The sequence below is a fragment of the Enterovirga sp. genome (assembly GCF_035325185.1).
Classification (GTDB): Bacteria; Pseudomonadota; Alphaproteobacteria; order Rhizobiales; family Beijerinckiaceae; genus Enterovirga.
This window is the reverse complement of sequence record NZ_DAOLAJ010000019.1, coordinates 1-23,948: the sequence shown is the minus strand read 5'-3', so window position 1 is coordinate 23,948 and position 23,948 is coordinate 1. Positions and strand designations below refer to the sequence as shown.

The 23,948-nt window shown below is 69.7% G+C and carries 28 protein-coding genes, 2 tRNA genes and 1 pseudogene; 23 read left to right on the top strand and 8 right to left on the bottom strand.

The window, feature by feature from the left end; translation table 11 throughout:
* The first annotated feature begins 35 nt into the window (after positions 1-35).
* Genes PKD06_RS05985 through PKD06_RS05975 form a run of 3 tightly spaced genes read left to right on the top strand, consistent with a single transcriptional unit; the run spans position 36 to position 2,814 of the window.
* The gene (locus PKD06_RS05985; protein ID WP_324378580.1) at positions 36-1,115 is read left to right on the top strand and encodes an ABC transporter ATP-binding protein; all 1,080 of its coding nucleotides are present in this window, start codon (positions 36-38) and stop codon (positions 1,113-1,115) included.
* Positions 1,112-2,023 carry an ABC transporter permease subunit gene (locus PKD06_RS05980; protein ID WP_324378578.1) on the top strand — a complete coding sequence of 304 codons (912 nt, stop codon included), beginning with the start codon at positions 1,112-1,114 and terminating at the stop codon, positions 2,021-2,023. Before PKD06_RS05985 ends, PKD06_RS05980 begins: the two co-directional genes overlap by 4 nt.
* On the top strand, positions 2,020-2,814 hold the full coding sequence (locus tag PKD06_RS05975; RefSeq protein WP_324378576.1) for an ABC transporter permease: 795 nt from the start codon (positions 2,020-2,022) through the stop codon (positions 2,812-2,814). Before PKD06_RS05980 ends, PKD06_RS05975 begins: the two co-directional genes overlap by 4 nt.
* Here the strand turns inward: PKD06_RS05975 and PKD06_RS05970 are convergent, their stop codons facing one another.
* Positions 2,815-4,578: an AsmA-like C-terminal region-containing protein gene (locus tag PKD06_RS05970; protein WP_324378574.1), complete on the bottom strand. Its 1,764-nt coding sequence runs from the start codon at positions 4,576-4,578 to the stop codon at positions 2,815-2,817.
* Between the two features lie 169 nt (positions 4,579-4,747).
* On the opposite strand from PKD06_RS05970, the gene PKD06_RS05965 reads away from it, so the two are divergent.
* From PKD06_RS05965 to PKD06_RS05950, 4 genes are all read left to right on the top strand, one after another.
* On the top strand, positions 4,748-5,452 hold the full coding sequence (locus PKD06_RS05965; RefSeq protein ID WP_324378572.1) for a CoA transferase subunit A: 705 nt from the start codon (positions 4,748-4,750) through the stop codon (positions 5,450-5,452).
* A gap of 11 nt (positions 5,453-5,463) precedes the next feature.
* The gene (locus tag PKD06_RS05960; RefSeq protein WP_324378570.1) at positions 5,464-6,123 is read left to right on the top strand and encodes a CoA transferase subunit B; all 660 of its coding nucleotides are present in this window, start codon (positions 5,464-5,466) and stop codon (positions 6,121-6,123) included.
* A 207-nt stretch (positions 6,124-6,330) separates the two neighbouring features.
* Entirely contained in the window at positions 6,331-6,621 is a 291-nt protein-coding gene (locus PKD06_RS05955; protein WP_324378569.1) for an SWIB/MDM2 domain-containing protein, read from the top strand.
* A gap of 85 nt (positions 6,622-6,706) precedes the next feature.
* Positions 6,707-7,504: an SDR family oxidoreductase gene (locus PKD06_RS05950; protein ID WP_324378566.1), complete on the top strand. Its 798-nt coding sequence runs from the start codon at positions 6,707-6,709 to the stop codon at positions 7,502-7,504.
* A 32-nt stretch (positions 7,505-7,536) separates the two neighbouring features.
* On the opposite strand, the gene PKD06_RS05945 is transcribed toward PKD06_RS05950, so the two are convergent.
* Entirely contained in the window at positions 7,537-8,859 is a 1,323-nt protein-coding gene (locus PKD06_RS05945; RefSeq protein ID WP_324378565.1) for a C4-dicarboxylate ABC transporter substrate-binding protein, read from the bottom strand.
* A gap of 173 nt (positions 8,860-9,032) precedes the next feature.
* Between PKD06_RS05945 and coaD the strand changes: the two genes are divergently transcribed.
* The 5 genes from coaD to tgt are packed head-to-tail and all read left to right on the top strand — an operon-like array spanning position 9,033 to position 12,904.
* A complete protein-coding gene (coaD, locus tag PKD06_RS05940; protein WP_324378562.1) occupies positions 9,033-9,557 on the top strand; it encodes a pantetheine-phosphate adenylyltransferase in 525 nt (174 codons plus the stop codon).
* 48 nt (positions 9,558-9,605) lie between these two features.
* Positions 9,606-10,166, top strand: a complete 561-nt coding sequence (locus PKD06_RS05935; RefSeq protein WP_324378560.1) for a peptidylprolyl isomerase — start codon at positions 9,606-9,608, stop codon at positions 10,164-10,166.
* A gap of 19 nt (positions 10,167-10,185) precedes the next feature.
* The gene (locus PKD06_RS05930) at positions 10,186-10,650 is read left to right on the top strand and encodes a peptidylprolyl isomerase (protein ID WP_324378558.1); all 465 of its coding nucleotides are present in this window, start codon (positions 10,186-10,188) and stop codon (positions 10,648-10,650) included.
* 50 nt (positions 10,651-10,700) lie between these two features.
* Positions 10,701-11,783: a tRNA preQ1(34) S-adenosylmethionine ribosyltransferase-isomerase QueA gene (gene queA / locus PKD06_RS05925; RefSeq protein ID WP_324378557.1), complete on the top strand. Its 1,083-nt coding sequence runs from the start codon at positions 10,701-10,703 to the stop codon at positions 11,781-11,783.
* On the top strand, positions 11,780-12,904 hold the full coding sequence (gene tgt / locus PKD06_RS05920; protein WP_324378555.1) for a tRNA guanosine(34) transglycosylase Tgt: 1,125 nt from the start codon (positions 11,780-11,782) through the stop codon (positions 12,902-12,904). Before queA ends, tgt begins: the two co-directional genes overlap by 4 nt.
* Before the next feature lie 47 nt (positions 12,905-12,951).
* Here the strand turns inward: tgt and PKD06_RS05915 are convergent, their stop codons facing one another.
* From PKD06_RS05915 to PKD06_RS05905, 3 genes are all read right to left on the bottom strand, one after another.
* Positions 12,952-13,986 carry an L-idonate 5-dehydrogenase gene (locus PKD06_RS05915; RefSeq protein ID WP_324378553.1) on the bottom strand — a complete coding sequence of 345 codons (1,035 nt, stop codon included), beginning with the start codon at positions 13,984-13,986 and terminating at the stop codon, positions 12,952-12,954.
* Between the two features lie 95 nt (positions 13,987-14,081).
* Positions 14,082-14,480, bottom strand: coding sequence for a response regulator (locus PKD06_RS05910; RefSeq protein ID WP_324378551.1), 399 nt, complete (start codon positions 14,478-14,480; stop codon positions 14,082-14,084).
* A gap of 182 nt (positions 14,481-14,662) precedes the next feature.
* Complete coding sequence (locus PKD06_RS05905) at positions 14,663-15,046, bottom strand: response regulator (protein WP_324378549.1); 384 nt, start codon at positions 15,044-15,046, stop codon at positions 14,663-14,665.
* 212 nt (positions 15,047-15,258) lie between these two features.
* Between PKD06_RS05905 and PKD06_RS05900 the strand changes: the two genes are divergently transcribed.
* From PKD06_RS05900 to PKD06_RS05890, 3 genes are all read left to right on the top strand, one after another.
* On the top strand, positions 15,259-16,011 hold the full coding sequence (locus PKD06_RS05900; protein WP_324378547.1) for a glucose 1-dehydrogenase: 753 nt from the start codon (positions 15,259-15,261) through the stop codon (positions 16,009-16,011).
* Between the two features lie 10 nt (positions 16,012-16,021).
* A complete protein-coding gene (locus tag PKD06_RS05895) occupies positions 16,022-17,113 on the top strand; it encodes an NADH:flavin oxidoreductase/NADH oxidase (protein ID WP_324378545.1) in 1,092 nt (363 codons plus the stop codon).
* A gap of 110 nt (positions 17,114-17,223) precedes the next feature.
* Positions 17,224-17,298, top strand: a tRNA-Val gene (locus PKD06_RS05890).
* A 58-nt stretch (positions 17,299-17,356) separates the two neighbouring features.
* Here the strand turns inward: PKD06_RS05890 and PKD06_RS05885 are convergent.
* Genes PKD06_RS05885 through PKD06_RS05875 form a run of 3 tightly spaced genes read right to left on the bottom strand, consistent with a single transcriptional unit; the run spans position 17,357 to position 19,162 of the window.
* Positions 17,357-17,815, bottom strand: a complete 459-nt coding sequence (locus tag PKD06_RS05885) for a hypothetical protein (RefSeq protein WP_324378543.1) — start codon at positions 17,813-17,815, stop codon at positions 17,357-17,359.
* Positions 17,816-17,873: 58 nt separating this feature from the next.
* Positions 17,874-18,842 carry a S1C family serine protease gene (locus PKD06_RS05880; RefSeq protein ID WP_324378541.1) on the bottom strand — a complete coding sequence of 323 codons (969 nt, stop codon included), beginning with the start codon at positions 18,840-18,842 and terminating at the stop codon, positions 17,874-17,876.
* Between the two features lie 41 nt (positions 18,843-18,883).
* A complete protein-coding gene (locus tag PKD06_RS05875; RefSeq protein ID WP_324378539.1) occupies positions 18,884-19,162 on the bottom strand; it encodes a hypothetical protein in 279 nt (92 codons plus the stop codon).
* A gap of 239 nt (positions 19,163-19,401) precedes the next feature.
* Here PKD06_RS05875 and PKD06_RS05870 point away from each other — a divergent pair.
* The 8 genes and pseudogenes from PKD06_RS05870 to PKD06_RS05835 form a co-directional block, all read left to right on the top strand.
* Positions 19,402-19,478, top strand: a tRNA-Trp gene (locus PKD06_RS05870).
* A 214-nt stretch (positions 19,479-19,692) separates the two neighbouring features.
* Positions 19,693-19,935: a preprotein translocase subunit SecE gene (secE, locus tag PKD06_RS05865; RefSeq protein ID WP_324378538.1), complete on the top strand. Its 243-nt coding sequence runs from the start codon at positions 19,693-19,695 to the stop codon at positions 19,933-19,935.
* A gap of 4 nt (positions 19,936-19,939) precedes the next feature.
* On the top strand, positions 19,940-20,473 hold the full coding sequence (gene nusG / locus PKD06_RS05860; RefSeq protein ID WP_324378536.1) for a transcription termination/antitermination protein NusG: 534 nt from the start codon (positions 19,940-19,942) through the stop codon (positions 20,471-20,473).
* A gap of 171 nt (positions 20,474-20,644) precedes the next feature.
* Positions 20,645-21,094, top strand: a complete 450-nt coding sequence (rplK, locus tag PKD06_RS05855) for a 50S ribosomal protein L11 (RefSeq protein ID WP_324378534.1) — start codon at positions 20,645-20,647, stop codon at positions 21,092-21,094.
* A gap of 10 nt (positions 21,095-21,104) precedes the next feature.
* A complete protein-coding gene (gene rplA / locus PKD06_RS05850) occupies positions 21,105-21,803 on the top strand; it encodes a 50S ribosomal protein L1 (RefSeq protein ID WP_324378532.1) in 699 nt (232 codons plus the stop codon).
* 456 nt (positions 21,804-22,259) lie between these two features.
* Positions 22,260-22,778 (top strand): 50S ribosomal protein L10, encoded by a 519-nt coding sequence (gene rplJ / locus PKD06_RS05845; protein WP_324378530.1) that lies wholly within the window; start codon positions 22,260-22,262, stop codon positions 22,776-22,778.
* 66 nt (positions 22,779-22,844) lie between these two features.
* On the top strand, positions 22,845-23,216 hold the full coding sequence (gene rplL, locus PKD06_RS05840) for a 50S ribosomal protein L7/L12 (protein WP_324378528.1): 372 nt from the start codon (positions 22,845-22,847) through the stop codon (positions 23,214-23,216).
* 286 nt (positions 23,217-23,502) lie between these two features.
* Positions 23,503-23,948, top strand: a pseudogene (locus tag PKD06_RS05835) (DNA-directed RNA polymerase subunit beta); the annotation flags it as partial.

Sequence of the window (23,948 nt, the reverse complement as noted above, 5' to 3'; positions counted from 1 at the left end):
CCCCTGCTAGGTCTGGGCCGGTTTTCAATGGGGCCATGGTGACCAGCAAGACGATCATCCGCATCGCGAACGTGACGCGGCGCTTCGGCACGGCCGTCGCGATCGACGGAGTATCTCTCGACCTCGAGGAGGGCGAGTTCTTCTGCCTGCTGGGCCCCTCGGGCTGCGGCAAGAGCACGCTGCTGCGGCTCCTCGCGGGATTTGAGACCGCCAGCCAGGGCAGGATCGAGCTGGACGGCGAGGACCTCACCCGCACTCCGCCGCACCAGCGGCCCATCAACATGATGTTCCAGTCCTATGCGCTCTTCCCGCATATGACGGTCGCCGGGAACATCGCCTACGGGCTCAAGCTCGCGGGCCTGCCGCGCGAGGAATGCGCCGCCCGCCTCGCGGACATGGTCCGGCTCGGGCGGCTCGAGGGGCTCGAGGGACGCTATCCCGCGCAGCTTTCGGGCGGCCAGCGCCAGCGCGTCGCGCTGGCCCGGGCCCTCGCCCGTCGTCCCCGCGTGCTGCTGCTCGACGAGCCGCTCGGCGCTCTCGACCGAGCCCTGCGCGAGGAGACGCAGGCCGAGCTGAAGGCGTTGCAGGCGCAGGTCGGCACGACCTTCGTCATGGTGACCCACGACCAGGACGAGGCGATGGGTCTCGCCGACCGCATCGGCGTCATGCAGGCCGGCCGCCTCGTCCAGGTCGGCACGCCGCGCGAGATCTACGAAGAGCCGGCGAGCCGCTTCGTGGCCGGCTTCGTCGGCGCGGCCAACCTGCTGGAAGGGGTTCTGGAGAGCCGGCTCGGCGGCTTCGCGCGTATCGTCCTTGCGGGCGGGGAGACCGTCGAGGCGGCGGCGCAGGCCGGAGAGCCGGGCGATGCCGTCGCCGTGATGGTGCGGCCCGAGCGCCTCGCCCTCGCCGCGCGCGACATCGAGGGGCCGAACCGCCTCGACGGCATCGTGACCGGCGCCTCTTATCTCGGCGGGCAGGTCGCGCTTCGCATCGCGCTGAGGGAAGGGCAGGAGGTGCGCGTCTCGGCGCCCGCCGGCTTCGCGGGCGAGGTTCCTGCGCCCGGCGAGCCGGCCAGGATCGCCTTCGCCGCCGCGGCCGCGCGGGTGCTGCCGTGAAGGCCGGTCGCACGACCTTCGGACGGGCGGTCGCCATCGCGATCCCGGCCCTCTGGCTCGGGCTCTTCGTGCTCGTGCCGCTGGCCATCGTCCTGCGCATGAGCGTCTCCGAGAAGGCGCTGGCGCGACCTCCCTACCGCCCGCACCTGCCCATGAGCCTCGACGGGGCCGCCTGGCGCGAGGCGCTGGGCGCGCTGACGCTCGACAACTACCGGGAATTCGCCGCGAGCAGCCTCTATGCGGAGGCGCTCCTCACCTCGCTCGTCCTCGCCCTCGCCGCGACCGCGCTCATCGTCGTGATCGGCTACGGCGTCGCCCTCGCCATCGCGCGGGCGCCCGAAAGCTGGCGCGGATTGCTGCTTGCGGCGGTCGTGCTGCCGTTCTGGACGAGCTTTCTCGTGCGCGTCTATGCCTGGATCGGCATCCTGAAGCAGGACGGATGGCTCAACCAGGGACTGATGGCGCTGGGCGTCATCCGCGAGCCGCTGGAACTGCTCAACACCAATGCCGGCGTGCTGGTCGGCCTCGTCTATGCCTATCTCCCCTTCATGATCCTGCCGGTCCATGCCTCGCTCGACCGGCAGGACCCGGCCCTGCTCGAAGCGGCGGCCGATCTCGGCGCCTCGCCGCTGCGGCGCTTCTGGAGCGTGACCGTGCCGCTCTCGCTGCCCGGAATCGCGGCGGGATCGCTGCTCTGCTTCATCCCCATGGTGGGCGAGTTCGTGGTGCCCGAACTGCTCGGCGGCTCGGACACGCTCATGCTCGGCCGCACGCTGTGGAGCGAGTTCTTCCAGAACCGCGACTGGCCACTCGCCGCCGCCATCGCCGTCGCACTCCTCGCGCTGCTCCTCGTGCCGATCCTCGCCCTGCGCGAGATCGAGACGCGGCGGCAGGAGGCGGCCCGATGAGACGGATCGGGGCGCTCACGCCTCTCAACCTCGCCGCCCTCGCGCTCGGCCTCGCCTTCCTCTACGGGCCGATCCTGCTGGTGGTGATCTTCTCCTTCAACGCCTCGCGCCTCGTCACTGTCTGGGCGGGGTTCTCGCTCGACGCCTATCGGGCGCTGCCCGCCAATGCGGCGCTGCTCTCGGCGCTGGGCACGTCGCTGAAGGTGGCCTTCGCCTCGGCGGTCGTCTCGACCGTGCTCGGCACCCTGGCGGCGCTCGCTTTGGTCCGGGCCGGGCGCTTCCTCGGCCGCGGCGTCTTCACGACCCTCGTCTATGTGCCGCTGGTGCTGCCCGAGGTCGTGACCGGGCTCGCGCTCCTCTTGCTCTTCGTCGCGCTCGATCTCGAGCGGGGCGCGACGACGGTCGCCATCGCCCATGTCACGCTGACCATGTCCTTCGTGACGCTGGTCGTGCAGGCCCGGCTCGCCGGCTTCGACTGGACGCTGGAAGATGCGGCGCGCGATCTCGGCGCCTCGCCGCTGCGCGCCTTCCTGACGGTGACGCTGCCCATCGTCGCCCCGGCCGTCCTCGCCGGCTTCCTCCTCGCCTTCACCCTGTCGCTGGACGACCTCGTGCTTGCGAGCTTCACCTCCGGGCCCGGCTCGACCACCCTGCCCATGTACGTGTTCGGCCAGGCGCGGCGCGGGGTGACGCCGGAGGTGAACGCGATCTCGACGCTTCTGATCGCGGCGGTCGCGGTCCTGCTGACGGTCTCGACCCTGGCTGCGAAGGCGCGCAGGGGGCGAGGCTGATCAGGGGCCGGCGACGGGGGGTGGCAGGGCCGCCGCATCGACGCTGACATTCAGGTGCCGGAGCGGGCCGCTGAGATCGAGGACCAGGGGAGGGCGCGCCGCTCCGGGCGCCGGGCCCGAGGCGGGCGCCGGACCCGAGGCGGGTGCGGGAGTCGAGAGCCGCAGCGAGGCATCCATGCTCCTGAGATCGACCCCGCCGCTGAGCTGCGAGCGCGTGCCGGCGGTCTCGACGACGGCTTCGCGCAGTTCCGCCCGTCCGTGGCCGAAATCGATCGTCGCCCGCGCCTCGCCGAAGCGCATCCGGCCGGTGCGCCAATCGGCGGGCGCGGTGCCGGGCGCGGCGCGCTTCGCCGCCTCGCCGAGGGTCGCCGCGGCGAATTCGCCGTCGCGAACCTGGACCATGCCCCGGCCGCGCATCTGGGGCACCGGATTCGCGCTCCGGTCTCCCGTGACGTCGAGCGCGAACTGGCAATTCGCCGTCCCGGACAGGCTGCGGAGGCCCGCGAGAACGGGGAGGACCTGCCCCAGATCGATCTCCTCCGCCCAGGCCAGCGCGCGGATCTCGCGGCCCTCTCCGTCGAGAACGGCGGAGACGCGGCCGCGCAGCGTGCCGCCGGCGAAGGAGGCGCGGCCGAGCGACACCTCGATCGCGCGCGCCGTGCTCTGGACGCTCACCGCCGCATCCGCGAGCCGCAACGGGCCGAGAGCGAGGGTGGAGGCCGAAAGCCTCACGTCGTAATCGGCGCCCAGGCGGTCAGTTCCGGCCGGGTCGAGGATCCGTCCCAGCCAGCCGAGATCGAGATCGTCCCCCGCGAGGGTGGCGCGAAGCTGCGGCTTCGGCGCGAACTGCATCGCCACGGTGCCGTCGAGGCGCCGGTCCGCGATCTCGATCGAGACGCGGGGGATCTGGACCGCCGCGAGATCGATCGAGCCGTTCCCGGAGACCGAGCCGGGCCGGTCGATCTCGGCGAGATCGGCCGCGAGGCCGGACCAGCGCGCGAGGGCGCCGAGCGACGTCGTCCGCCCCCGGATGGCGCCCTCGAAGCGGGGCTTTTCGGACCAGACCAGTTGCCCGGCGAGCGTCAGCCGCCCGAGGCGCCCGGTGACATCCGCCTCGACGGCTTGCGGTTGCCCGTCGCGGATCGCCTTGAGGTCGAGGCCGCTCAGTGAGGCAATGGCGCTCTCGCCGTTCCATTCGCCCGACGCGGTGAGGTCGATCTCGCCGTCCGGCTCGGGCGAGTTGAGGAACAGCGAAGCCTGCCGCACCTGCGCGAGGTCGCGCCCACTCCGGTCCCGGACGGCGATCTCCCCCTCCGTCAGCAGGAAGCGGTCGATGCGCGGCACCCAGCGTGAATCGGGCGCGGTGCCGATGCGCGCGCGCAGTTGCGCCAGCGTTCCCGCGAGGCTCGGGGAGGGCGTCTCCGGCAGGGTGATCGCGACGCGGCTTCTCGCCAGCCAGACCTTGTAGAGCCGCAGGCGCCCGCGCAGGAGCGGGAGCGGGCGAAGCTGCATTCTCAGCTCCTCGGCCTCCGCCTCGACCGCGCCGTCGGCGCCCGCGAGGCGCACCTGCGACAGCGTGAGCTGGGGCAGGGGCAGCAGGGTCAGGGTGAGGCTGCCGTTCGAGGACAGGACGATCCCGTAGCTCTCCTTGATCTGGCGGGCGAGCGTCGCGACCACGTGGTCGGAGCGCACCGTCCAGGGGACGAGAGCGGCGAGCAGCGCGCCGGCCAGAAGGCAGAGAATGGCTGTCCTGCGGCGGGTCATCGGCTCCGGGGCGGCGTGTCGCCAGGGGAAGGACGCTCGCGTCGGGATGCCCGTCCTAGCCGTTCGGCATCTATTTGTCCAAACGGGGCGGGAATGGGTTGCGCGGGTCCTGCCGGATATGTTGAAGGTCCCTACGGAACGCGACAGCCGGGCCACGGGGAGGGCGTTGATGAAGAAGGTTCACCAGGACGCAACATCGGCGCTGGCCGGGGTCTTGCGGGACGGAATGACCATCATGGCGGGAGGTTTCGGCCTCTGCGGCATCCCGGACGCGCTGATCGCCGCGATCAGGGAATCGGGCGTCAAGGGTCTCACGGTCATCTCCAATAATGCTGGCGTCGACGGGATCGGGCTCGGCGTGCTGCTCGAGACGCGGCAGGTGAAGAAGATGGTCTCGTCCTATGTCGGCGAGAACAAGCTCTTCGCGCAGCAATATCTCGCGGGCGAACTCGAGATCGAGTTCAACCCGCAGGGCACGCTGGCCGAGCGCATCCGCGCGGGCGGGGCGGGCATCCCGGCCTTCTTCACCAAGACCGGCTACGGCACGGCGATCGCCGAGGGCAAGGAGACGCGCGAATTCGGCGGCGAGCACTACGTGATGGAGAAGGGCCTCTGGGCCGATCTCTCCGTCGTCCACGCCTGGAAGGGCGATACGGAAGGCAACCTCGTCTATCGGAAGACCGCGCGGAACTTCAATCCGATGATGGCGACCGCGGCCACGATGACCGTCGCCCAGGTCGAGAACCTGGTTCCGGCAGGCGAGATCGATCCCGACCACATCATCACCCCCGGCATCTTCGTGAAGCGGATCGTGCACGTGCCGAACGCGGCCAAGCACATCGAGCAACGCACCGTGCGCAAGCGCGCCGCCTGAGGGAGGACGACATGGCCTGGACCCGTGATCAGATGGCGCAGCGCGCCGCGAAGGAGCTGGAGGACGGCTTCTACGTCAATCTCGGCATCGGCATCCCGACGCTGGTGTCGAACCACATCCCCGAGGGGATGACCGTGCAGCTCCAGTCCGAGAACGGCATGCTCGGCATGGGGCCCTTCCCCTTCGAGGGGGAGGAGGATCCCGACCTGATCAATGCCGGCAAGCAGACCATCACGGAACTGCCGACGACGAGCTATTTCTCCTCCTCCGACAGCTTCGGCATGATCCGCGGCGGCCATATCAACCTGTCGATCCTGGGCGCGATGCAGGTGGCCCAGAACGGCGACCTCGCCAACTGGATGATCCCCGGCAAGATGGTGAAGGGCATGGGCGGGGCCATGGACCTCGTTGCCGGCGTCAAGCGCGTCGTGGTGACGATGGAGCATGTGGCGAAGAACAAGGACGGCTCGATCGAGCCGAAGCTGCTCAAGACATGCGCCCTGCCGCTGACCGGCACGCGCGTCGTCGACCTCGTGATCACCGATCTCGGCGTCTTCAGCATCGACAAGAAGGGCGATGGCGGCCTCACCCTCATCGAGCTTGCCGACGGCGTCACGGTCGAGGAGGTCCGGGAGAAGACCGAGGCGGAGTTCAAGGTCGCCCTCGGCTGAACGGAGAGGGAGGCGAATCGGCTTCCCGCACCCCGTCGCCTTTCGGGAGCCCGGCTTTTGCCGAAGTCCGTCAGGGCTTCGGTTTTGCGCGTCGGGCGCCAAAACGCTGTCAAAAAGTGGTGCCGCGCGGGAAGCCCCTGTTGACGGCGCCCCCCGAGGCGCACAAGGCTCGCCGGTATTCGCACATTCGGACCAAGGAGAGCAGTGATGGCGAAGGAAACGAAGGCCGCGAAGCCCGCCGCCGCCCCCAAGAAAGTGAATCCGGCCCTCATGAAGCCGATGACCCCCTCCAAGGAGCTGGGTGCGATCGTGGGCACGGCGCCGCTGCCGCGGACGGAGGTGGTCTCGAAGATCTGGGAATACATCAAGAAGAACAAGCTCCAGAATCCGAAGAATGGCCGCGAGATCCTCGCCGACGACAAGCTCCAGAAGGTCTTCGGCACCGACAAGGTCACCATGTTCGAGATGAACAAGCACATCTCCAAGCATCTGAGCTGAGGCGAAGGGCCGGGGCGGGAGAGGAGCCCGCTCCGGCCTCGCCCCGCCGCATGTCCGATGACGCGCGGAGCGCGTGGGAGGCGCCATGAAGGTGGCCGGGCAGGTCGTCGTCGTCACGGGAGGCGCGTCGGGGATCGGCAGGGCGCTTGCGGAAGGATTCGCCCGGGAGGGCGCGGCGGCCGTCGTCGTGGCCGATCTCGACGGCGAGGGGGCCGAGGCGCTCGGCGCGCGCCTCGGGGGGGCCGGGTTCCGCTGCGACGTCTCCCGCGAGAGCGAGATTGTCCGTCTCATCGACGAGACGGAGCGGCGTTTTGGCCCGATCGGACTCTTCTGCTCCAATGCCGGCATCATGGCCGGGCTCGACCGCCGCGCGGAGCATCCGGCCGGCGTGCCGGACGAGGAATGGACCCGGTCCTGGACGGTCAACGTCATGGCCCATGTCTGGGCGGCACGGGCGCTCGTGCCGCGGATGAAGGCTCGCGGCGGGGGCTGGTTTCTCCACACCGCCTCGGCGGCCGGGCTCCTGTCGCAGGTCGGCAGCGCGGTCTATTCGACCACCAAGCATGCCTCGATCGGCTTCGCCGAGAATCTCGCCATTTCCCATCGCGAGGACGGCATCCGCGTCGCGGTCCTCTGTCCGCAGGGCGTCGATACGGCGATGCTGCGCGCCCTCGATGCGGGCCCGGCCTCCTTCGACGGCGTCCTGACTCCCGAGGCGGTGGCCGAGGCGGCGATCCGGGGGCTCGAGGCGGAGACCTTCCTGATCCTGCCGCATCCCGAGGTGCTCGGCTACATGCGCCGCAAGACCGAGGATTACGACCGCTGGCTCGGCGGGATGTGCAAGCTCCAGGCCCGGCTGCGCGCGATGTATCCGGGAGGGTAGGATGGTCCGGCCGGCGCCCGGCGGCCTCCGTTTCAGGTGGGGGCCGGTTCCGGCTGCCTGACCGCTGCGACCGCAACGCCCATCGCCTGCAACTCGGCTCGTCGCGCGACGAGGGCTGCCCGCGCGTGCGACGCCGCAAGGGCCACGGTGGGGCCCTTGTCCGCGATCCCGTGCGCGACCAGATAGGCGACGGCATCGTGCAGTTCGGTTTCCAATCGCGGAAGGTCGTCCGCCGCGGCTCGCCGCGCCTCCTCGGCGATGCCGACGAAGCGCGAGACATGGTCCAGGTCCCGCTTGGCTCGTTGGCGGCTGAAATAGCCGGTCAGCATCGCCCAGGCCGAGGCGAGCACGCTGAAAAGAACGGCAAGGCCGTAGCCGTAGCTCTGAAGCTCGCTGAGAAAGCTTTCCTCGCCCGAGGACAGGTAATCGGCGACGCCCGGATGGACGGGCAGGATTGTCGTCTTCTGGTCGGGATCGGGCGCCTCGATATAGGCCGCGAGGGGCGAGACCTCCGCGAGCTTCGACTTTGCAGCCAGCAGCGAGCGCAGGATCGCGCCCGCCTCGAGATTGGGCATGCTGAAGGGAGCGACGAGCCGATAGGTCACCGCGAGCGTGGTGACCGTGTCGTCCGGGATCTCGGGCCGCCCGCGCAGCCCCCCTTTGGGCACGTCGACGCTCTCGAAGCCGGGATTGCGGTCGGCGAAAGCGTCCACATCGTCGAATGCCAGGAGCGAGGGAGCCCCGACGGCTTTGGTGATGGTCGCCACGGCATCGGTGAGCTCGCCCGGGCCGATCGGGCCGATGGCCAGCACGGCGGCGACGTGATGGTCCCGGACCGCCTTCGAGAGATCGGCCATGGTCACCACGCGACGATGCACGGAGGCGGGGACGACGTTGTAATAGCCGAGCACCGTATCGAGGAGCGCCGCATTGTCGTCCTCGGTCCGTCCGGCGATGAGGAGCACGGTCCGCCCGCCCAGGCCGGCGATGGAATCGACCTTCGCCGCCGGCAGCAGGAGGAAGCCGACGGCATCGCGGCGCAGGATTGCGATGGTCTGGCCGTTGGCCGGTGGGGACACGTCGGCCCGCACGATCGCGAGATCGGCGCGGCGGGCTTCGATCTGCGCGCTGCTCTCCTTCAGCGTGTTGACGGTGACGGGTTCGAACCGCACGCGCGGATGCTGAATCTTCGAGACGGCGACGAGCGCGGCGACGAAACGCTCGACGGGGCCGCCCACCTGTCCGACCGTGATGCGGATGGTCGCGTGAGGCGACCACCAATAGGCGGCCGCGGCCAGCGCGGCGACCGCCAGGAACAGGGCGGCAAGCGCATATCCGATGCTGCGACCGACCATCCCGGCGCCTTCTTCCACGCGACGGCCGAATGCATGGCGGTTCCGCGGCGGACGATGGCCGCCTCGTTTCGCCGGAGCGTCTCTCCGCCGGTCCTGTCACGCGCCAGCATATCAGAATCCAGAGGCGCGGGCGACGAGTTGCGGCGGCGGGCGGCCTCGCGTAAGCCCCCCTCATGAGCACGCTCCGCCGCTCCATCCTCTATAGCGGCTCCTTCGATCCGCTGACCAATGGCCATCTCGACGTCTGCCGGCGGGCCTGCGCCATGGCGGATCGCCTCGTGGTCGCCATCGGGGTCCATTCCTCGAAGACGCCCGTCTTCCCGGCCGAGGATCGGGCCCAGATGATCCGCGAGGCCGTGGAGCCGCTCGCGCAAGAACGGGGAGCGGTCCTCGAGGTCGTGACCTTCGGCGATCTCGCCGTGGATGCCGCGCGCCGGCTCGGCTGCTCGCTCATCATCCGCGGCCTGCGCGACGGCACCGATCTCGACTACGAGATGCAGATGGCGGCCATGAACGAGGCCATGGCCCCCGATGTCGCGACCGTCTTCGTTCCCGCTTCGCCCGCGACCCGCCCCATCACCGCCACGCTGGTGCGCCAGATCGCCGGGATGGGCGGGGACGTGACCTCTTTCGTGCCCCCGGCCGTCGCCGGGCGCCTCGCGGCGCGCTTCGCCGCCGGGAAGGCCGCGGGCGCGTAGCTCGTCACGGCATCCCGCCATCCCCGGACGACAGGAGCACAGGATCCCATGCCCCATCCGACCCGCCGCATCTTCGTCGCCGGCGCAGCCTTGCTCGCGGCGGTGCCGGGCGCGGCCTGGGCCGCCGCCGATCCTGAGAATACGATCTATCTCGACACCAAGAACGGCCGCATCACGATCCGCCTGCGGCCCGATCTCGCGCCGAAGCATGTCGCGCAGATCAAGGCGCTGGTGCGGCGCGGCTTCTATGACGGGCTGACCTTCCATCGGGTCATCGACGGCTTCATGGCCCAGACGGGCGATCCGAACGGGAACGGCACGGGTGGCTCCGACCTGCCCGACCTTCCGGGCGAGTTCTCGAAGACCGAGAAATTCAAGCGCGGCACGGTCGGGATGGCGCGGGCCCGCTCTCCGAATTCGGCCAATTCCCAGTTCTTCATCACCTTCGACGCGGCGCCGAACCTCGACGGCGCCTATACGATCTGGGGCGAGGTCGTCTCCGGCATGGACGTCGTCGACAAGATCAAGAAGGGCGATCCGGGCCGCAACGGCACGGTGGACGCGCCCGACAAGATCGTCCGCATGCGGGTTGCCGCGGACGCGAAGTAGAATTCCAAGGAGATTCCAGATGTCAGATCCCGAGAACACCCTGGTCCTCGAGACCTCGAAGGGCCCCGTCACCATCCGCCTGCGCCCGGACCTCGCGCCGAAGCATGTCGAGCGCATCAAGACCCTCGTGCGCGAGGGCTTCTATGACGGCGTGGTCTTCCACCGCGTCATCGACGGCTTCATGGCGCAAGGCGGCGATCCGACCGGGACCGGCACGGGCGGCTCGAAATATCCGAACCTGCCCGCCGAGTTCAACGCGCAGTCCCACCAGCGCGGCGTCTGCTCCATGGCGCGCAGCTCGAACCCGAATTCCGCCAATTCGCAGTTCTTCATCTGCTTTGCGGATGCGAGCTTCCTCGACCGGCAATACACGGTCTGGGGCGAGGTGACGGACGGCATGGAGAATGTCGACAAATTCGCCCGCGGCGAGCCGGTGCGCAGCCCGGACAAGATCGTCAAGGCCCGCATCGCGGCCGACGCCTAGCGTCGGCACCGGCCTCTCTCCCACCGGGGAGAGGGGCTGGAGGGGTGGGCATGCGCGTCGATTTCTTCGATTTCGATCTTCCCGAGGATCGCATCGCGCTGCGGCCCGTGGAGCCGCGCGAGGCGGCGCGGCTCCTGGTCGTGCCGGCGGCCGGCGCATTCGGCCACCGTACGGTGGCCGACCTGCCGGATCTCCTGCGGCCCGGCGACGCGCTCGTCCTGAACGATACGCGCGTCGTCCCGGCGCGCCTGCGGGGCCTGCGGGTGAGGGGAGAGAACGCGGCCCGCGTCGAGATCATGCTGCATCGCCGGCTCGGACCGGATCGCTGGCTCGCCTTTGCGCGGCCGGCGAAGAAGCTCGCGCCCGGCGACCGCATCCGCTTCGGCGACGACCGGGAGAGCATGGTCTGCCTTCTCGCCAGCCTCGATGCCGAGGTCGAGGAGCGCGGGGAGGGGGGCGAGGTGCGCCTGCGCTTCGCCTTCCAGGGCCCGGCTTTGGACGATGCGATCGCGGCCCATGGCGAGGTGCCGCTGCCACCCTATATCGCCGGCCGGCGCCCCGCCGACGAGCGGGACCTCGTCGATTACCAGACCGTCTATGCGGCCGAGCCCGGCGCGGTGGCGGCGCCGACGGCGGGATTGCATCTCAGCCGCGACCTGATGCGGCGGCTGGAAGAGCGCGGCGTGACGCTGCATCGCCTGACGCTCCATGTCGGCGCGGGGACCTTCCTGCCCGTCTCGGCCGAGGACACGGAGGATCACCGCATGCATCCCGAACAGGGGATGCTCGATGCGGAGACGGCGGCGGCGCTCAACGCGGTGCGGGAAGCGGGCGGGCGGATCGTCGCCTTGGGCACGACTTCGCTCCGCCTTCTCGAAAGCGCCGCCGATCCCGACGGGACGATCCGGCCTTTCTGCGGCGAGACCTCGATCTTCATCACGCCGGGCTATCGTTTTCGCGCGGTCGATGTGCTGATGACGAATTTCCACCTGCCGCGCTCGACCCTGTTCATGCTCGTCGCGGCCTTCTCGGGGCTGGAGCGGATGCGCGCCGCCTATGCCGAGGCCGTCGCCTCCGGCTACCGCTTCTATTCCTACGGCGACGCCTGCCTCCTCGACCGCGCGCCGGCATGAGCGGATTCGCGTTCTCGGTACATGCCCGCGACGGGGCTGCGCGGACGGGCGTGATCGTGACGCCGCGCGGCGCGATTCGCACTCCGGCCTTCATGCCGGTCGGCACGGCGGGAACCGTGAAGGCGATGTATCCCGAGCAGGTGAAGGCGCTCGGCGCCGATATCGTGCTCGGCAACACCTATCACCTGATGCTGCGCCCCGGCGCGGAGCGCGTGGCGCGCCTCGGCGGATTGCACCGGATGATGCGCTGGGACGGGCCGATCCTGACCGATTCGGGCGGGTTCCAGGTCATGTCCCTGTCGGCGCTCCGCAAGCTCAGCGAGAAGGGCGTCGTCTTCCAGTCCCATATCGACGGCTCGCGCCACGAGATGACGCCGGAGCGCTCGATCGAGATCCAGACCCTGCTCGGGGCGGATATCCAGATGCAGCTCGACGAATGCGTGCGCCTGCCCGCGCCGCGCGAGGAGGTCGAGAAGGCGATGCGGCTCTCGCTCCGCTGGGCCGAGCGCTGCCGCGCCGCCTTCGGCAGCCAGCCGGGCCGGGCGCTGTTCGGCATCGTGCAGGGCGGGACGGACGAGGCGCTGCGGGCTGAGAGCGCGCGGGAACTGGTCGGGCTTGATCTCGGCGGCTATGCGGTTGGCGGCCTCGCGGTCGGCGAGCCCCAGGCCGAGATGTTGCGCGTCATCGAGGCCGTCGAGCCGCATCTGCCGGCCGGCAAGCCGCGCTACCTGATGGGGGTCGGCACGCCCGACGACATCGCCCAGGCCGTTCTGCGCGGCATCGACATGTTCGACTGCGTCATGCCGACCCGGGCCGGCCGCCACGGCATGGCCTATACCCGCTTCGGGCGCATGAACCTCAAGAACGCCCGCTTCGCCGAGGATACGCGCCCGCTCGACGAGGCGTCGTCCTGCCCGGCGGCGCGCGACTATTCGCGAGCCTATCTGCATCACCTCGTCCGCGCGGGCGAGATCCTCGGCATGATGCTGATGACCTGGGCCAATCTCGCCTATTACCAGGATCTCATGGCGGGCCTGCGCGCCGCCATCGCGGCCGGCCGGCTGGCCGACCACGTGGCGGAGATCCGCGAAGGCTGGGCCAGGGGCGAGGCGCAGAGGTAGACCCGCCACCCGTCATCCCGGCCGGAGGAGGGCTCGCCGCCCCCGCTTCAGAAGGCCAGATGTACTTTCATCGCGCGGCGGCGGTCGCCCGCCAGCTCGAAGGCGGCGATCGCCTGATCCACCGGGTAGGTGCCCGTAAGAAGCGGCGACAGGTCGAGCGCGCCCGAGCCGATCAGCTTGGCCGCGGTCGCGAATTCCTCATGGAAGCGGAAGGAGCCGAGCAAGGCCAGCTCCTTGGAGACGATGGTGTTCAGCGGCAGCGCCACGTCGCCCCCGGCGATGCCGAGCTGGACGATGGCGCCGCGCGGGCGCAGCGTCGGGATGGCGCCGCGGATGGCCTCCCCGTTGCCCGAGCATTCCACCAGGAGGTCGAAGGTGCCCTTGCCGGCCGCATAGGCGGCGAGCGCCTCGGGTTCGGCGGCGACGTCGATCGTGCGGTCGGCGCCGAGGCGCGTCGCGACGGAGGGGGGCTCGCCCGGGACATCCGTGGGCACGGCCCCGGCCGCGCCGCCATGGCGGAGGGGGGGGGCGGCGAGCCCGCCGATCGGCCCCGAGCCCGTCACGAGCACGCGCTTGCCGGCGAGCGGCGCCGCGCGGCCGATCCCGTGCAGGACGACCGAGAGCGGCTCGCACAGTGCGAGCAGCTCGAAGGAGATGCCCGGCGGCCCGATCTCGCATTGGCTCGCGTCGCAGACGAGCGTCTCGCGGAACGCGCCCTGGATATGGGGGAAGGGCATCGCGCTGCCGTAGAAGCGCATGTTCTCGCAATGATTGAAGAGACGCTCGGCGCAGTAGCGGCATCGGCCGCAGGGGCGGCTCGGATTGACGGCGACGCGGTCGCCCACCTTCACGCGCCCGACATCCGGCGCGACCGCCAGGACCTCGCCCGCCACCTCGTGGCCGAGCACCATGGGCTCCTTCACCCGCACCGCACCGAAGCCGCCATGGCGATAGTAATGCAGGTCGGAGCCGCAGATGCCGCCGGCCCTGATCGGCACCGCGGCCTGGCCGGGGCCGCACTCGCCCAGCGCCGTGTCCTCGACGCGCAGCTCATGCGGCGGATGAATGACGACGGCCTTCATGGCGGCTCCCCGTTGCGGCCGTTCGGCCTCGCCGCCACGGAACCAGCCTTTGGCGCCCGGATCAACCGTCTCGCGGCGATGCGGCGCTCCTGTCCTCAGGCGACCCGGCGGGCCTCGTCGGCGCTGCCGCGGTGGCGCAGCTCGGAAATCATGCCGACGATCTGCTGGGGCTGGTAGGGCGTACGGATCGAGGGGGCGCCCTTCACCTTCGCCGCCTCCGGGATGCGGAAAGGCATGCGGGACGTATAGATCACGTCGACCCGGGGATGGCGCAGCCTCGCGGCCTTGGCGACTTCGAGCCCGGGAATGTCCCCGCCGATATCGGCATCGACGACGAGGATGTCGATGCGCCCCCCGGCGGTGATCGCCCCCATCGCCTCCACGCCGTCCTTTGCCAGGAGGGTCTCGTAGCCGTACATGGCGAGTCCGTTCGCCGTGATTTGCCGCGTCAGTCCGTCGCTCGCGACAAGAAGGACTGTGAGCTGCCTGGCCACGATTCGACCTCCGAATTCCCGTTGATCGCTTCACCTCTCGAGGCCGGTCGGGTTGCCCCCGTTCCGGCTGGTAAACGATGTGTTGAGTGGACCACTCAAACTCTAACGGCGCGTTAACGGCGCGCAGCGGGCGCTGGCGCGATTCGGCACGACCGGGCGTCCCGCGAAGCGGGCGGGGTCTCTCAGAGGCGCAGGGCGTGGACCGAATGGTCGGCGCGCGCGGCCCGCTCCGCGGCCGCGACGATGTCCAGCGGCCGCCAGGGCTTGGGGATGAAGGTGGCGCGGGGGGGCAGGCCGCAGGCCGCGGCATCGACATCGCCCGAGGTGACGAGGACGCTCAGCGTCGGCCACAGGACGGCCACGCGCTCCGCAAGGGCGAGGCCGTCCATCTCCCCCTCCAGATGGATGTCGATCAGGACGACGCCGATCTCCTCGGACAGGTCGCACAGGCGGCCCAGCGCTTCTTCGGCCGAGGCGACCTGGATCACGCGCAGGTCGAATTCCTCGAGGAGGAGGGCGGCAAGCTCGCTCTGTCCGCGATCGTCCTCGACAATGAGCGCTGTCATCCGGCGCGTTCCGGTCATGCCTGCCTGGCCTCCAGACTGCGCCCCCGTGATACGCCACGGCCGGTCGTGGAAGCCGGCGACGGTGTGATGGACCGCTTTCGGACAGTCTTGTTCAAAGCTGGAAATGGATCAACCCCAAAGCGCGGCCGTTCCCCCGGCTTCGGCTTGACGTGCCGGAAGGGAGGCGGGAGACACGGCGCAGGAGGAGCCGCATGGCCGGGAAGCTTCACAACAAAATCGCGATCGTCACCGGCGCCGCGCAGGGCTTCGGCCTCGGCATCGCGCGGGCTTTCGTGCGCGAGGGCGCCCTGGTCGCCCTCTTCGACCTCAACGGGGAGGCCGCCGCGCGGGCGGCGGCGGAGCTGGGGCCGGCGGCCCTGGCGCTTCGCTGCGACGTCTCGAAGGCGGAGGAGGTCGCGGAGGCGTGCGAGAAGGCGATCCGGGGCCTCGGCGGCCTCGACATCCTCGTCAACAATGCCGGCACGACCCATCGCAACCGGCCGATGCTGGAGGTCGGGGAGGAGGAGTTCGACCGCGTCTTCGACGTGAACGTGAAGTCGATCTACCTCTTCGCCAAGGCCGTGGTGCCGCATTTCCGCGGCCATGGCGGAGGCTGCATTCTCAATATCGGCTCGACGGCGGGCATCCGGCCGCGGCCGGGCCTCGCCTGGTACAATGCGTCCAAGGGGGCGGTGAACCTGCTGTCGAAATCGATGGCGGTGGAACTCGCGCCCGACCGCATCCGCGTCAACTGCATCGCGCCGGTGGCCGGCGAGACGCCGCTCCTCGCCTCCTTCATGGGCGAGGACACGCCGGAGAAGCGCGCGGCCTTCAAGGCCACGATTCCCTGGGGACGCCTGTCGACGCCCGAGGACATCGCCCATGCCGCCCTCTTCCTCTGCTCGGACGAGGCGGAGATGGTGACCGGGACGGTTCTGCAGGTCGATGGCGGCCGCTGCATCTGAAGGATTGATCGTGAGCCAGCTTTTCTCGTCCATCCGGCTCGGGCCGCTCGACCTGCCGAACCGGATCACGATCGCTCCCATGTGCCAGTACAGCGCCATCCACGGCGACGCGACGGACTGGCATCTCGTCCATCTCGGATCGCTCGCGATGTCGGGCGCGGCGCTCCTGGTGGTGGAGGCGACCGGCGTCGAGGCGATCGGGCGGATCACCCATGGCTGCCTCGGCCTCTACAACGACGACAACGAGGCGGCGCTGACGCGCGTCCTCGGCTTCTGCCGCCGGCACGGCTCCGCGAAGCTCGGCATCCAGCTCGCCCATGCGGGGCGCAAGGCGTCCTCGCAGGCGCCCTGGGAGGGGGGGCGATCGCTCGGTCCGGACGGCGATCCCTGGCCGACCGTCTCCGCCTCCGCCGTGCCTTTCGCGCCGGACTGGCACGTGCCGGCCGCCGCGAGCGAGGCCGATCTCGACCGGATCGTGGCGGCCTTCGCGGCAGCGGCGCGGCGCGCGGTGCATCTCGGCTTCGACCTGATCGAGGTCCATGCGGCGCATGGCTATCTGCTCCACCAGTTCCTCTCGCCCGTCTCGAACCGGCGGCAGGACGAATATGGCGGCAGCCTGGAGAATCGCATGCGGTTCCCGCTGCGGGTCTTCGAGGCGGTCAGGGCGGCGGCGCCGGGCCTCGCGGTCGGCGCGCGCATCACCGGCTTCGACTGGATCGAGGGCGGCATCACCGTGGACGAGGCGGTCGCCTTCGCCTCGGAGCTGGAGGCGCGGGGTTGCGACTTCGTGGATGTCAGTTCCGGGGGCATCTCGCTCGAGGCGAAGATCGCGATCGGGCCGGGCTACCAGATCCCGTTCGCGGCGGAGGTCCGGCGGCGCACGGGCCTGCCCGTCATGGGCGTCGGGCTGATCGTGACGCCCGGGCAGGCCGAGGGAATCGTCGCCTCGGGCGAGGCCGACATGGTGGCACTGGCGCGCACGGCGCTCGACGATCCGCACTGGCCCTGGCACGCCGCCCAGGCGCTCGGCGCCGAGGTCTCGCGGCCGCCGCAATATGCCCGCGCCGCGCCCGCCCTGTGGCCCGGCGCCGCCTTCAGGTGAGGGCGGCGGGGCGCTTCGGCGGATCGTCCCGGCGAGGTGAAATCGGACGCTTGCGCCGTCCGGCGCAAGTCTCTATACGGCCGCTTCCGGCGGGGCTCGCCCCGCCGTCCGGGCGCGTAGCTCAGCGGGAGAGCACTACGTTGACATCGTAGGGGTCACAGGTTCAATCCCTGTCGCGCCCACCATGTCCCGGCCTCGCCCGCCGCCTTCCTTCGAAAGAATCGGTTTTCGCCACCGGCCCTGTCAGCGCCGGCTGTGGACGAGAAGCGCGAGCGCATAGCCGACGAGGCCGGCGATCAGCACCGCCGCGAGCGGGCTGTGGCTGACCGCCCGCCGGCTCTCCTCGACATAGTGCCGCGCATCCGGGAGCTGCTCCAGCCGCTCGTCGACATAGCGGCGTCCCTCATGGGCGTAGCGCCGCCCTTCCGCCAGGGTGCGCTCGGCGAGATCGCCCGCCTGGCCGGCATAGTCGCTCACGGTGTCCCTGGCCTGGCCATAGGCCGCCTTGGCCGCATCCCTGGTCCTGTCGACGGCATCCTGGGTGGCCTCCCGGGCGCGGTCGAGAGCATCCTGGGCGGCGTCCTTTGCCTGGACCGCGGCGTTCTGTGCTGCGTTCGAGGCATCGTCGAGCACCACCGTGGCCTTCGCCCCCGCCTGCTCCGCCATCTTCTTCGCCTCGCCGGCCGCCTGATCGATGTCCATGTCAATCTCCGTGTCGCCGCATCCAACGAATCGGGGGCCGGTAAGGTTTCGACCGGATTCAGTGCAGAACCGGACGCTTGAGCAGGAGAGCGCGATCGGTCGAGGCGATCTCGACCTCCAGGGGCTGTCCGTCCCGCAGCAATTGCAGGGGGACGGACGTGCCCGCGGGTCCGGCCTTCCAGACGGCGCGGAAGAACGCGGCGAGGCTCTTCGGCGCGACGCCGTTCGCGCCGACCACGAGATCGCCGGCTTCGAGCCCCGCCTTCTCGGAAGGCCCGCCGGGGATCACGCCGGCGATCGTCACCCGGCCGTTGATCTCCGCCGCGAAGAGGCCGAGCCAGGGACGGACGGGGCGCGCCGCGCGTCCCGTCCGCAGCATGTCGGCCAGGATCGGCTTCAGGAGGTCGATCGGCACCACCATGTTGACGGCCGAGCCGTGCCGGCTTTCCTCCTGCTGGAGTTGCAGCGAGCCGATGCCGAGCAATTCGCCCCGCTCCCCGATCAGGGCCGTGCCTCCCCAATGGGGATGGGAAGGGGCGACGAAGAGCGCCTCGTCGAGGACATATTCCCAGTAGCCCGCGAATTCCTGCTTCATCACGACCTGGGCTGCGACGGAGCGCCGCCGGCCGCCGGCCGCCGCGATCACCACCTCGTCGCCGACCGCGACCTGCGACGAATCGCCGAGGGGCAGGGCGGGCATGTCCAGCCGCCCGAGCGCCTGGACGAGGCCGAAGCCGGTCTCGCCGTCGAAGCCGATCACGGTCGCGGGGACGACGCGGCCGTCCTGGGTGGTGAGCCAGAGGCTGCTGGCCTCCGTGACCAGGTAGCCGATGGTGAGCGCGATTCCATCGTCGCGGATCAGCACCGCATGGCCGGCCCGCTCGCGCCCCAGCGTCTCGGCGGTGAAGGCGTCGGCCGGGATGCTGGCGGACAATCCGAGCACCGAGGCCAGGCTCCGCTCGAGATCGAAATCGTAATCCTGGGGGCGGGGCTGGATGCCGGGCGGAATCCTCCAGTCGCTCGACATCGCGTCTCCTTCTGCGGCCGTGGGACATGGCGACCCGCTCACTAGACCGGAAAGACGGCGCCCCTGTCGAGAGGCGAAATCCACGCCCCGCGGGGCGCGGGCGCGGGCTCCCGCTCCCCGCGCTTTTCCTCGTCCCCGATCGTCTCCGGCGAGCGCGGAACCGGCTCCTCGTCATGGAGTGCGGCGATGAGCGCGGGCAGGCTCGCCAGCATGCGGCGGGTCTGGGCGAGATCCTTCACCGAGCGGATCAGCGCGGCCACCGGGTCCTGGTCGGCAGCCGTGAGATAGGCGCGGGCGAGGGCGATCTCGGTTTCACTCATGACGGGCTCCCGTGTCGTGGCGAGAGAACAAATAGAGAACATTTCCTTGCCGATTCGTTAAGCGCAAAGCGGGAGGCCCGCGGGCTCGCCTGAGCGGGGCGTTTTTCGTGGATGCGGCGGCTCGCCTCGATCGCGCCGTTCCGCGATCGGAATGCGGATCGTCTCGGAGCGGCAGGAAGGCACTGGTTTCCCGCGAGCCGGCATGGTAGGGGCCGCTGCCCGCGGGATTCCCGCGGTGCAGGAGTGTAGCTCAGCTGGTTAGAGCACCGGTCTCCAAAACCGGGGGTCGTGGGTTCGAATCCCTCCACTCCTGCCAGGGGCCTCTCCTGCCGCTCCCCGTCGGATATTCCGCCTGCGCCGTTCTCGATCCCGGTGCCGTCCGTGGCGGCGAGGCGTTCTTCGCGGGCGGCTCGCTCGACACGCCCTTTCGTTTGCTGTATGGCGCCCCATCTTCCATGCGGGATTGAGGGATGTGCGCGGTCGGCCGCTGGTCGCCGCGCCCTCTCGGTTGGCCCGACGGTTCGAGAGACATGGCAAAGTCAGACGCGACCCCGCAGGCGGTCGTCCCCAAGAAGAAGCGGCGCGTGTCGCCCCTGGAATTCCTGGCCCAGGTGCGCTCCGAGGGCGAGAAGGTCACCTGGCCGACCCGCAAGGAGACCATGATCACGAGCGCCATGGTGATCGTGATGGCGATTCTCGCCTCCGTCTTCTTCCTGTTCGCGGATTTCATCATGCAGAAGGCCGTGGGCCTCGTGCTCGGCATCGGGAGCTGAGGCCATGGCCAAGCGCTGGTACATCGTGCACGCCTATTCGAATTTCGAAGGCAAGGTCGCGCAATCCATCAAGGACCAGGCCGCGCAGCGGGGGATCGAGGACAAGTTCGACGAGATCCTCGTGCCGATGGAGAAGGTGGTCGAGGTCCGCCGCGGCCGGAAGGTCGATACCGAGCGGAAGTTCTTCCCCGGCTACGTGCTGGTGAAATGCGACCTCACGGACGAGGTCTATCACCTCATCAAGAACACGCCGAAGGTCACCGGCTTCCTGGGCGCCGACAAGGCCAAGCCCGTGCCGATCCCCGATGCCGAGGCCGAGCGCATCAAGGGGCAGGTCGCCGAGGGAATCGAGCGGCCCAAGCCCTCGATCCATTTCGAGATCGGCGAGACGGTCCGCGTCGCCGACGGCCCCTTCGCCTCCTTCAACGGCACGGTCGAGGAGGTCGACGAGGCCCGCGCCCGCGTCAAGGTCGCGGTCTCGATCTTTGGTCGCGCGACGCCCGTCGAGCTGGAATACGGGCAGGTCGAGAAGCAGTAGCGCATATCCCCTTCTCCCCGCTTTGCGGGGTGAAGCCCTCCCCGGAGGGCAAATCCGCGGGAGATCCCGCCCGGCCGCCAGCCGGGCCTGCGAAGGGGATCGCACCGCGGCTTCTGAAGCGCCGCGAGCCGGGCCGGCAGCCCGGGGAGCGGCACAATCGGGAGTGTTCCCATGGCCAAGAAGGTTTCGGGCTACATCAAGCTCCAGGTCCCGGCCGGCGCCGCCAATCCGTCGCCGCCCATCGGTCCCGCGCTCGGTCAGCGCGGTCTCAACATCATGGAATTCTGCAAGGCCTTCAACGCGAAGACCCAGCAGATCGAGAAGGGCACGCCGATCCCGGTCGTGATCACGGCTTATCAGGATCGCTCCTTCACCTTCGAGATGAAGCAGCCGCCCGTCTCGTTCTTCCTCAAGCGCGCCGCCGGCCTCAAGATCGGCAAGAAGCCCGCTTCCGGCTCGAAGACGCCGGGCAAGGGCGCGCCGGCCGGCCGCGTGACCGAGGCGCAGCTCCGCGAGATCGCCGAGAAGAAGATGGTCGACATGAACTGCGATTCGATCGACGCGGCGGTCGCCATGATCCGGGGATCCGCCCGGGCCATGGGCCTCGAAGTCAAGGGCTGAGGAGGGGACGATGGCAAAGGCTGGAAAGCGCATCCGCGCCGCCCGCGAGGGCATCGACACCGCCAGGCTCTATCCGCTGGACGAGGCGGTGGCGCTCATCAAGTCGCGCGCCAGCGCGAAGTTCGACGAGACGCTCGAGATCGCGATGAATCTCGGCGTCGATCCGCGCCACGCCGACCAGATGGTCCGCGGCGTCTGCAACCTGCCGAACGGCACGGGCCGCACGGTCCGCGTCGCGGTCTTCGCGCGCGGCGCCAAGGCCGACGAGGCGAAGGCGGCAGGGGCCGACATCGTCGGCGCGGAGGACCTGCTCGAGACCGTCCAGGGCGGCACGATCGATTTCGATCGCTGCATCGCGACCCCGGACATGATGGGTCTCGTCGGGCGCCTCGGCAAGGTGCTGGGCCCGCGCGGCCTGATGCCGAATCCGCGCGTCGGCACGGTGACGATGAACGTCACCCAGGCGGTCAAGGACGCCAAGGGCGGCGCCGTGGAGTTCCGCGTCGAGAAGGCCGGCATCGTCCATGGCGGCATCGGCAAGGTCTCGTTCGGCGCGGACAAGCTCACGCAGAACCTGCGCGCCTTCGTCGAGGCGGTCGCCAAGGCGAAGCCGGCCGGCGCGAAGGGCACCTACATCAAGGGCATCGCGGTCTCCTCCACGATGGGTCCCGGCGTGAAGGTCGATCCGTCGAGCGTCTCGGCGGCCTGAGGCAGCCTGCCCTGAAGGCAGGGGATGTCTGCGTTGCATGCGCGATTCGCCGCTTGGCATCGCGCATGCAAGCCGTTAAGAGGCGATTCATGTCTTTCAATCTGAACGGTCGGCGGCTCCTTTCGGGCCGGTGATCGTTTTCGCATTCCAGCCGGGCGACCGGCTGGATGGACGGCCGGCCGATCCGGGATTCTCCCGGTCCGGTCCGGCCATGTCCTGTCCGAGACTGCAGGTGCCCGAGGGGCTTCGCGCCCCGACGGCTTAATCCTCCGCCTGCATAGACGGGGAAGCCGAATTCACCGCCGCGGCGACGCGGCGGAACGCAGACGGTTCGAACCATCTCGCCCGGGCGGCTCGCCGCCGGGGTGGACAGGGCTCTCACCGTCGGCCGGGCATCGTCCGGCCGGCATTCGTCACCGGCGGAGCCGATTTGGTTCCGTCTAACGGAGTGAGCCAGTGGATAGAGCAGCGAAACGCGAGCTCGTCACGACGCTCAACGGCGTCTTCAGCGAAAGCGCCGTCGTGGTCGTGGCCCACTACAAGGGCCTCACCGTCGCCGACATGCAGAAGCTGCGCGCGCAGATGAAGCAGGCCGGCGCCACGGTGAAGGTCGCCAAGAACAGGCTCGCCAAGATCGCCCTCGAAGGCACGGACGTCGCGTCCATCGGGCCCCTGATGAAGGGGCCCACCCTGATCGCCTATTCCGGCGATCCGGTCGCGGCGCCCAAGGTCGCCGTCGACTTCGCCAAGACCAACGACAAGCTGGTCATCCTCGGCGGAGCGATGGGCACGACCGCACTGGACCCGAACGGGGTGCGCGCGCTCGCGACGCTTCCCTCGCTCGACGAACTGCGCGCCAAGCTGGTCGGCCTCGTCAATGCGCCGGCCACCAAGCTCGCCCAGCTCGCCAACGCCCCCGCCGCGAAGCTCGCGCGGGTGTTCGGAGCCTATGCCGCGAAGGACGAGGCGGCCTGATCCCTCGGAGAGCCGCCGCGCATTTTGGCGCGGCCCCTTATCGAACCGTTCAAGGATACCCAAATCATGGCTGATCTTGCGAAAATCGTTGACGACCTGTCGTCGCTGACCGTGCTCGAGGCGGCTGAGCTCGCTAAGATGCTCGAAGAGAAGTGGGGCGTCTCGGCGGCCGCGGCCGTCTCGGTCGCCACGCCGGTCAACCAGGCTCCCGCGGCCGTCGAGGAGCAGACCGAGTTCACGGTCGTCCTCGCCGCCGCCGGCGACAAGAAGATCGAGGTCATCAAGGAGGTCCGCGCGATCACGGGCCTCGGCCTCAAGGAGGCCAAGGATCTGGTCGAGGGCGCTCCCAAGCCCGTCAAGGAAGGCGTGTCGAAGGACGATGCCGCCAAGCTCAAGGCCCAGCTCGAGAAGGCCGGCGCCAAGGTGGAACTCAAGTAAGCCGAAGGCGCGCTTGAGTTCCGTCCTCGGACGGGGCGGAGCCGAGATCCAAGGATCTCGGCGGCCCGCACGTCCCCCCATCGCGATGGCCGGGCCGAGTCCGGCCGTGGCGTGGGGACGGGAAGAATAGAAATCCGGCGGTCCCGGGCCTCGTGCCCGGGGCCGTTCGGCCGTTTCCGGGTTCCGGGAACGAAACGCAACCGAGGCGGGCTTCCGCCGACATCTGACCAGGCGCCCGTTGGGGGCGCGGACGCCCGGCCAGATGTTTCGCAAGGACGAGGGCCAAATGGGCAGCACGCTCGCTGGACGCAAGCGGATCCGCAAGTTCTTCGGCAAGATCGCCGAGGTGGCCGAGATGCCGAACCTGATCGAGGTTCAGAAGGCTTCCTACGACCAGTTCCTGATGGTGGACGAGCCCAGGGGCGGGCGGCCCGACGAGGGCCTGCAATCGGTCTTCAAGTCGGTCTTCCCGATCTCCGACTTCGCCTCGACCGCGCTCCTCGAATTCGTCAAGTACACCTTCGAGCCGCCGAAATACGACGTGGACGAATGCCGCCAGCGCGGCATGACCTTCTCGGCGCCCCTCAAGGTGACGCTCCGCCTCATCGTGTTCGACGTCGACCCGGACACGCAGGCGAAATCCGTCAAGGACATCAAGGAGCAGGACGTCTACATGGGCGAGATGCCGCTCATGACGGATAACGGCACCTTCATCGTCAACGGCACCGAGCG

Bases quoted from the DNA above. Each gene is read 5' to 3' on its own strand.
- PKD06_RS05960 (WP_324378570.1), top strand. From the start codon at position 5,464: ATGGCCTGGACCCGTGATCAGATGGCGCAGCGCGCCGCGAAGGAGCTG.
- PKD06_RS05970 (WP_324378574.1), bottom strand. From the start codon at position 4,578: ATGACCCGCCGCAGGACAGCCATTCTCTGCCTTCTGGCCGGCGCGCTG.
- rplK (WP_324378534.1), top strand. From the start codon at position 20,645: ATGGCCAAGAAGGTTTCGGGCTACATCAAGCTCCAGGTCCCGGCCGGC.
- PKD06_RS05905 (WP_324378549.1), bottom strand. From the start codon at position 15,046: ATGACAGCGCTCATTGTCGAGGACGATCGCGGACAGAGCGAGCTTGCC.
- nusG (WP_324378536.1), top strand. From the start codon at position 19,940: ATGGCCAAGCGCTGGTACATCGTGCACGCCTATTCGAATTTCGAAGGC.
- PKD06_RS05880 (WP_324378541.1), bottom strand. From the start codon at position 18,842: ATGTCGAGCGACTGGAGGATTCCGCCCGGCATCCAGCCCCGCCCCCAG.
- PKD06_RS05975 (WP_324378576.1), top strand. From the start codon at position 2,020: ATGAGACGGATCGGGGCGCTCACGCCTCTCAACCTCGCCGCCCTCGCG.
- PKD06_RS05935 (WP_324378560.1), top strand. From the start codon at position 9,606: ATGCCCCATCCGACCCGCCGCATCTTCGTCGCCGGCGCAGCCTTGCTC.
- PKD06_RS05915 (WP_324378553.1), bottom strand. From the start codon at position 13,986: ATGAAGGCCGTCGTCATTCATCCGCCGCATGAGCTGCGCGTCGAGGAC.
- tgt (WP_324378555.1), top strand. From the start codon at position 11,780: ATGAGCGGATTCGCGTTCTCGGTACATGCCCGCGACGGGGCTGCGCGG.
- PKD06_RS05875 (WP_324378539.1), bottom strand. From the start codon at position 19,162: ATGAGTGAAACCGAGATCGCCCTCGCCCGCGCCTATCTCACGGCTGCC.
- PKD06_RS05900 (WP_324378547.1), top strand. From the start codon at position 15,259: ATGGCCGGGAAGCTTCACAACAAAATCGCGATCGTCACCGGCGCCGCG.
- PKD06_RS05945 (WP_324378565.1), bottom strand. From the start codon at position 8,859: ATGGTCGGTCGCAGCATCGGATATGCGCTTGCCGCCCTGTTCCTGGCG.
- rplA (WP_324378532.1), top strand. From the start codon at position 21,105: ATGGCAAAGGCTGGAAAGCGCATCCGCGCCGCCCGCGAGGGCATCGAC.
- PKD06_RS05955 (WP_324378569.1), top strand. From the start codon at position 6,331: ATGGCGAAGGAAACGAAGGCCGCGAAGCCCGCCGCCGCCCCCAAGAAA.
- queA (WP_324378557.1), top strand. From the start codon at position 10,701: ATGCGCGTCGATTTCTTCGATTTCGATCTTCCCGAGGATCGCATCGCG.
- coaD (WP_324378562.1), top strand. From the start codon at position 9,033: ATGAGCACGCTCCGCCGCTCCATCCTCTATAGCGGCTCCTTCGATCCG.
- PKD06_RS05985 (WP_324378580.1), top strand. From the start codon at position 36: ATGGTGACCAGCAAGACGATCATCCGCATCGCGAACGTGACGCGGCGC.
- rplL (WP_324378528.1), top strand. From the start codon at position 22,845: ATGGCTGATCTTGCGAAAATCGTTGACGACCTGTCGTCGCTGACCGTG.
- PKD06_RS05885 (WP_324378543.1), bottom strand. From the start codon at position 17,815: ATGGACATCGATCAGGCGGCCGGCGAGGCGAAGAAGATGGCGGAGCAG.
- PKD06_RS05930 (WP_324378558.1), top strand. From the start codon at position 10,186: ATGTCAGATCCCGAGAACACCCTGGTCCTCGAGACCTCGAAGGGCCCC.
- secE (WP_324378538.1), top strand. From the start codon at position 19,693: ATGGCAAAGTCAGACGCGACCCCGCAGGCGGTCGTCCCCAAGAAGAAG.
- PKD06_RS05950 (WP_324378566.1), top strand. From the start codon at position 6,707: ATGAAGGTGGCCGGGCAGGTCGTCGTCGTCACGGGAGGCGCGTCGGGG.
- PKD06_RS05965 (WP_324378572.1), top strand. From the start codon at position 4,748: ATGAAGAAGGTTCACCAGGACGCAACATCGGCGCTGGCCGGGGTCTTG.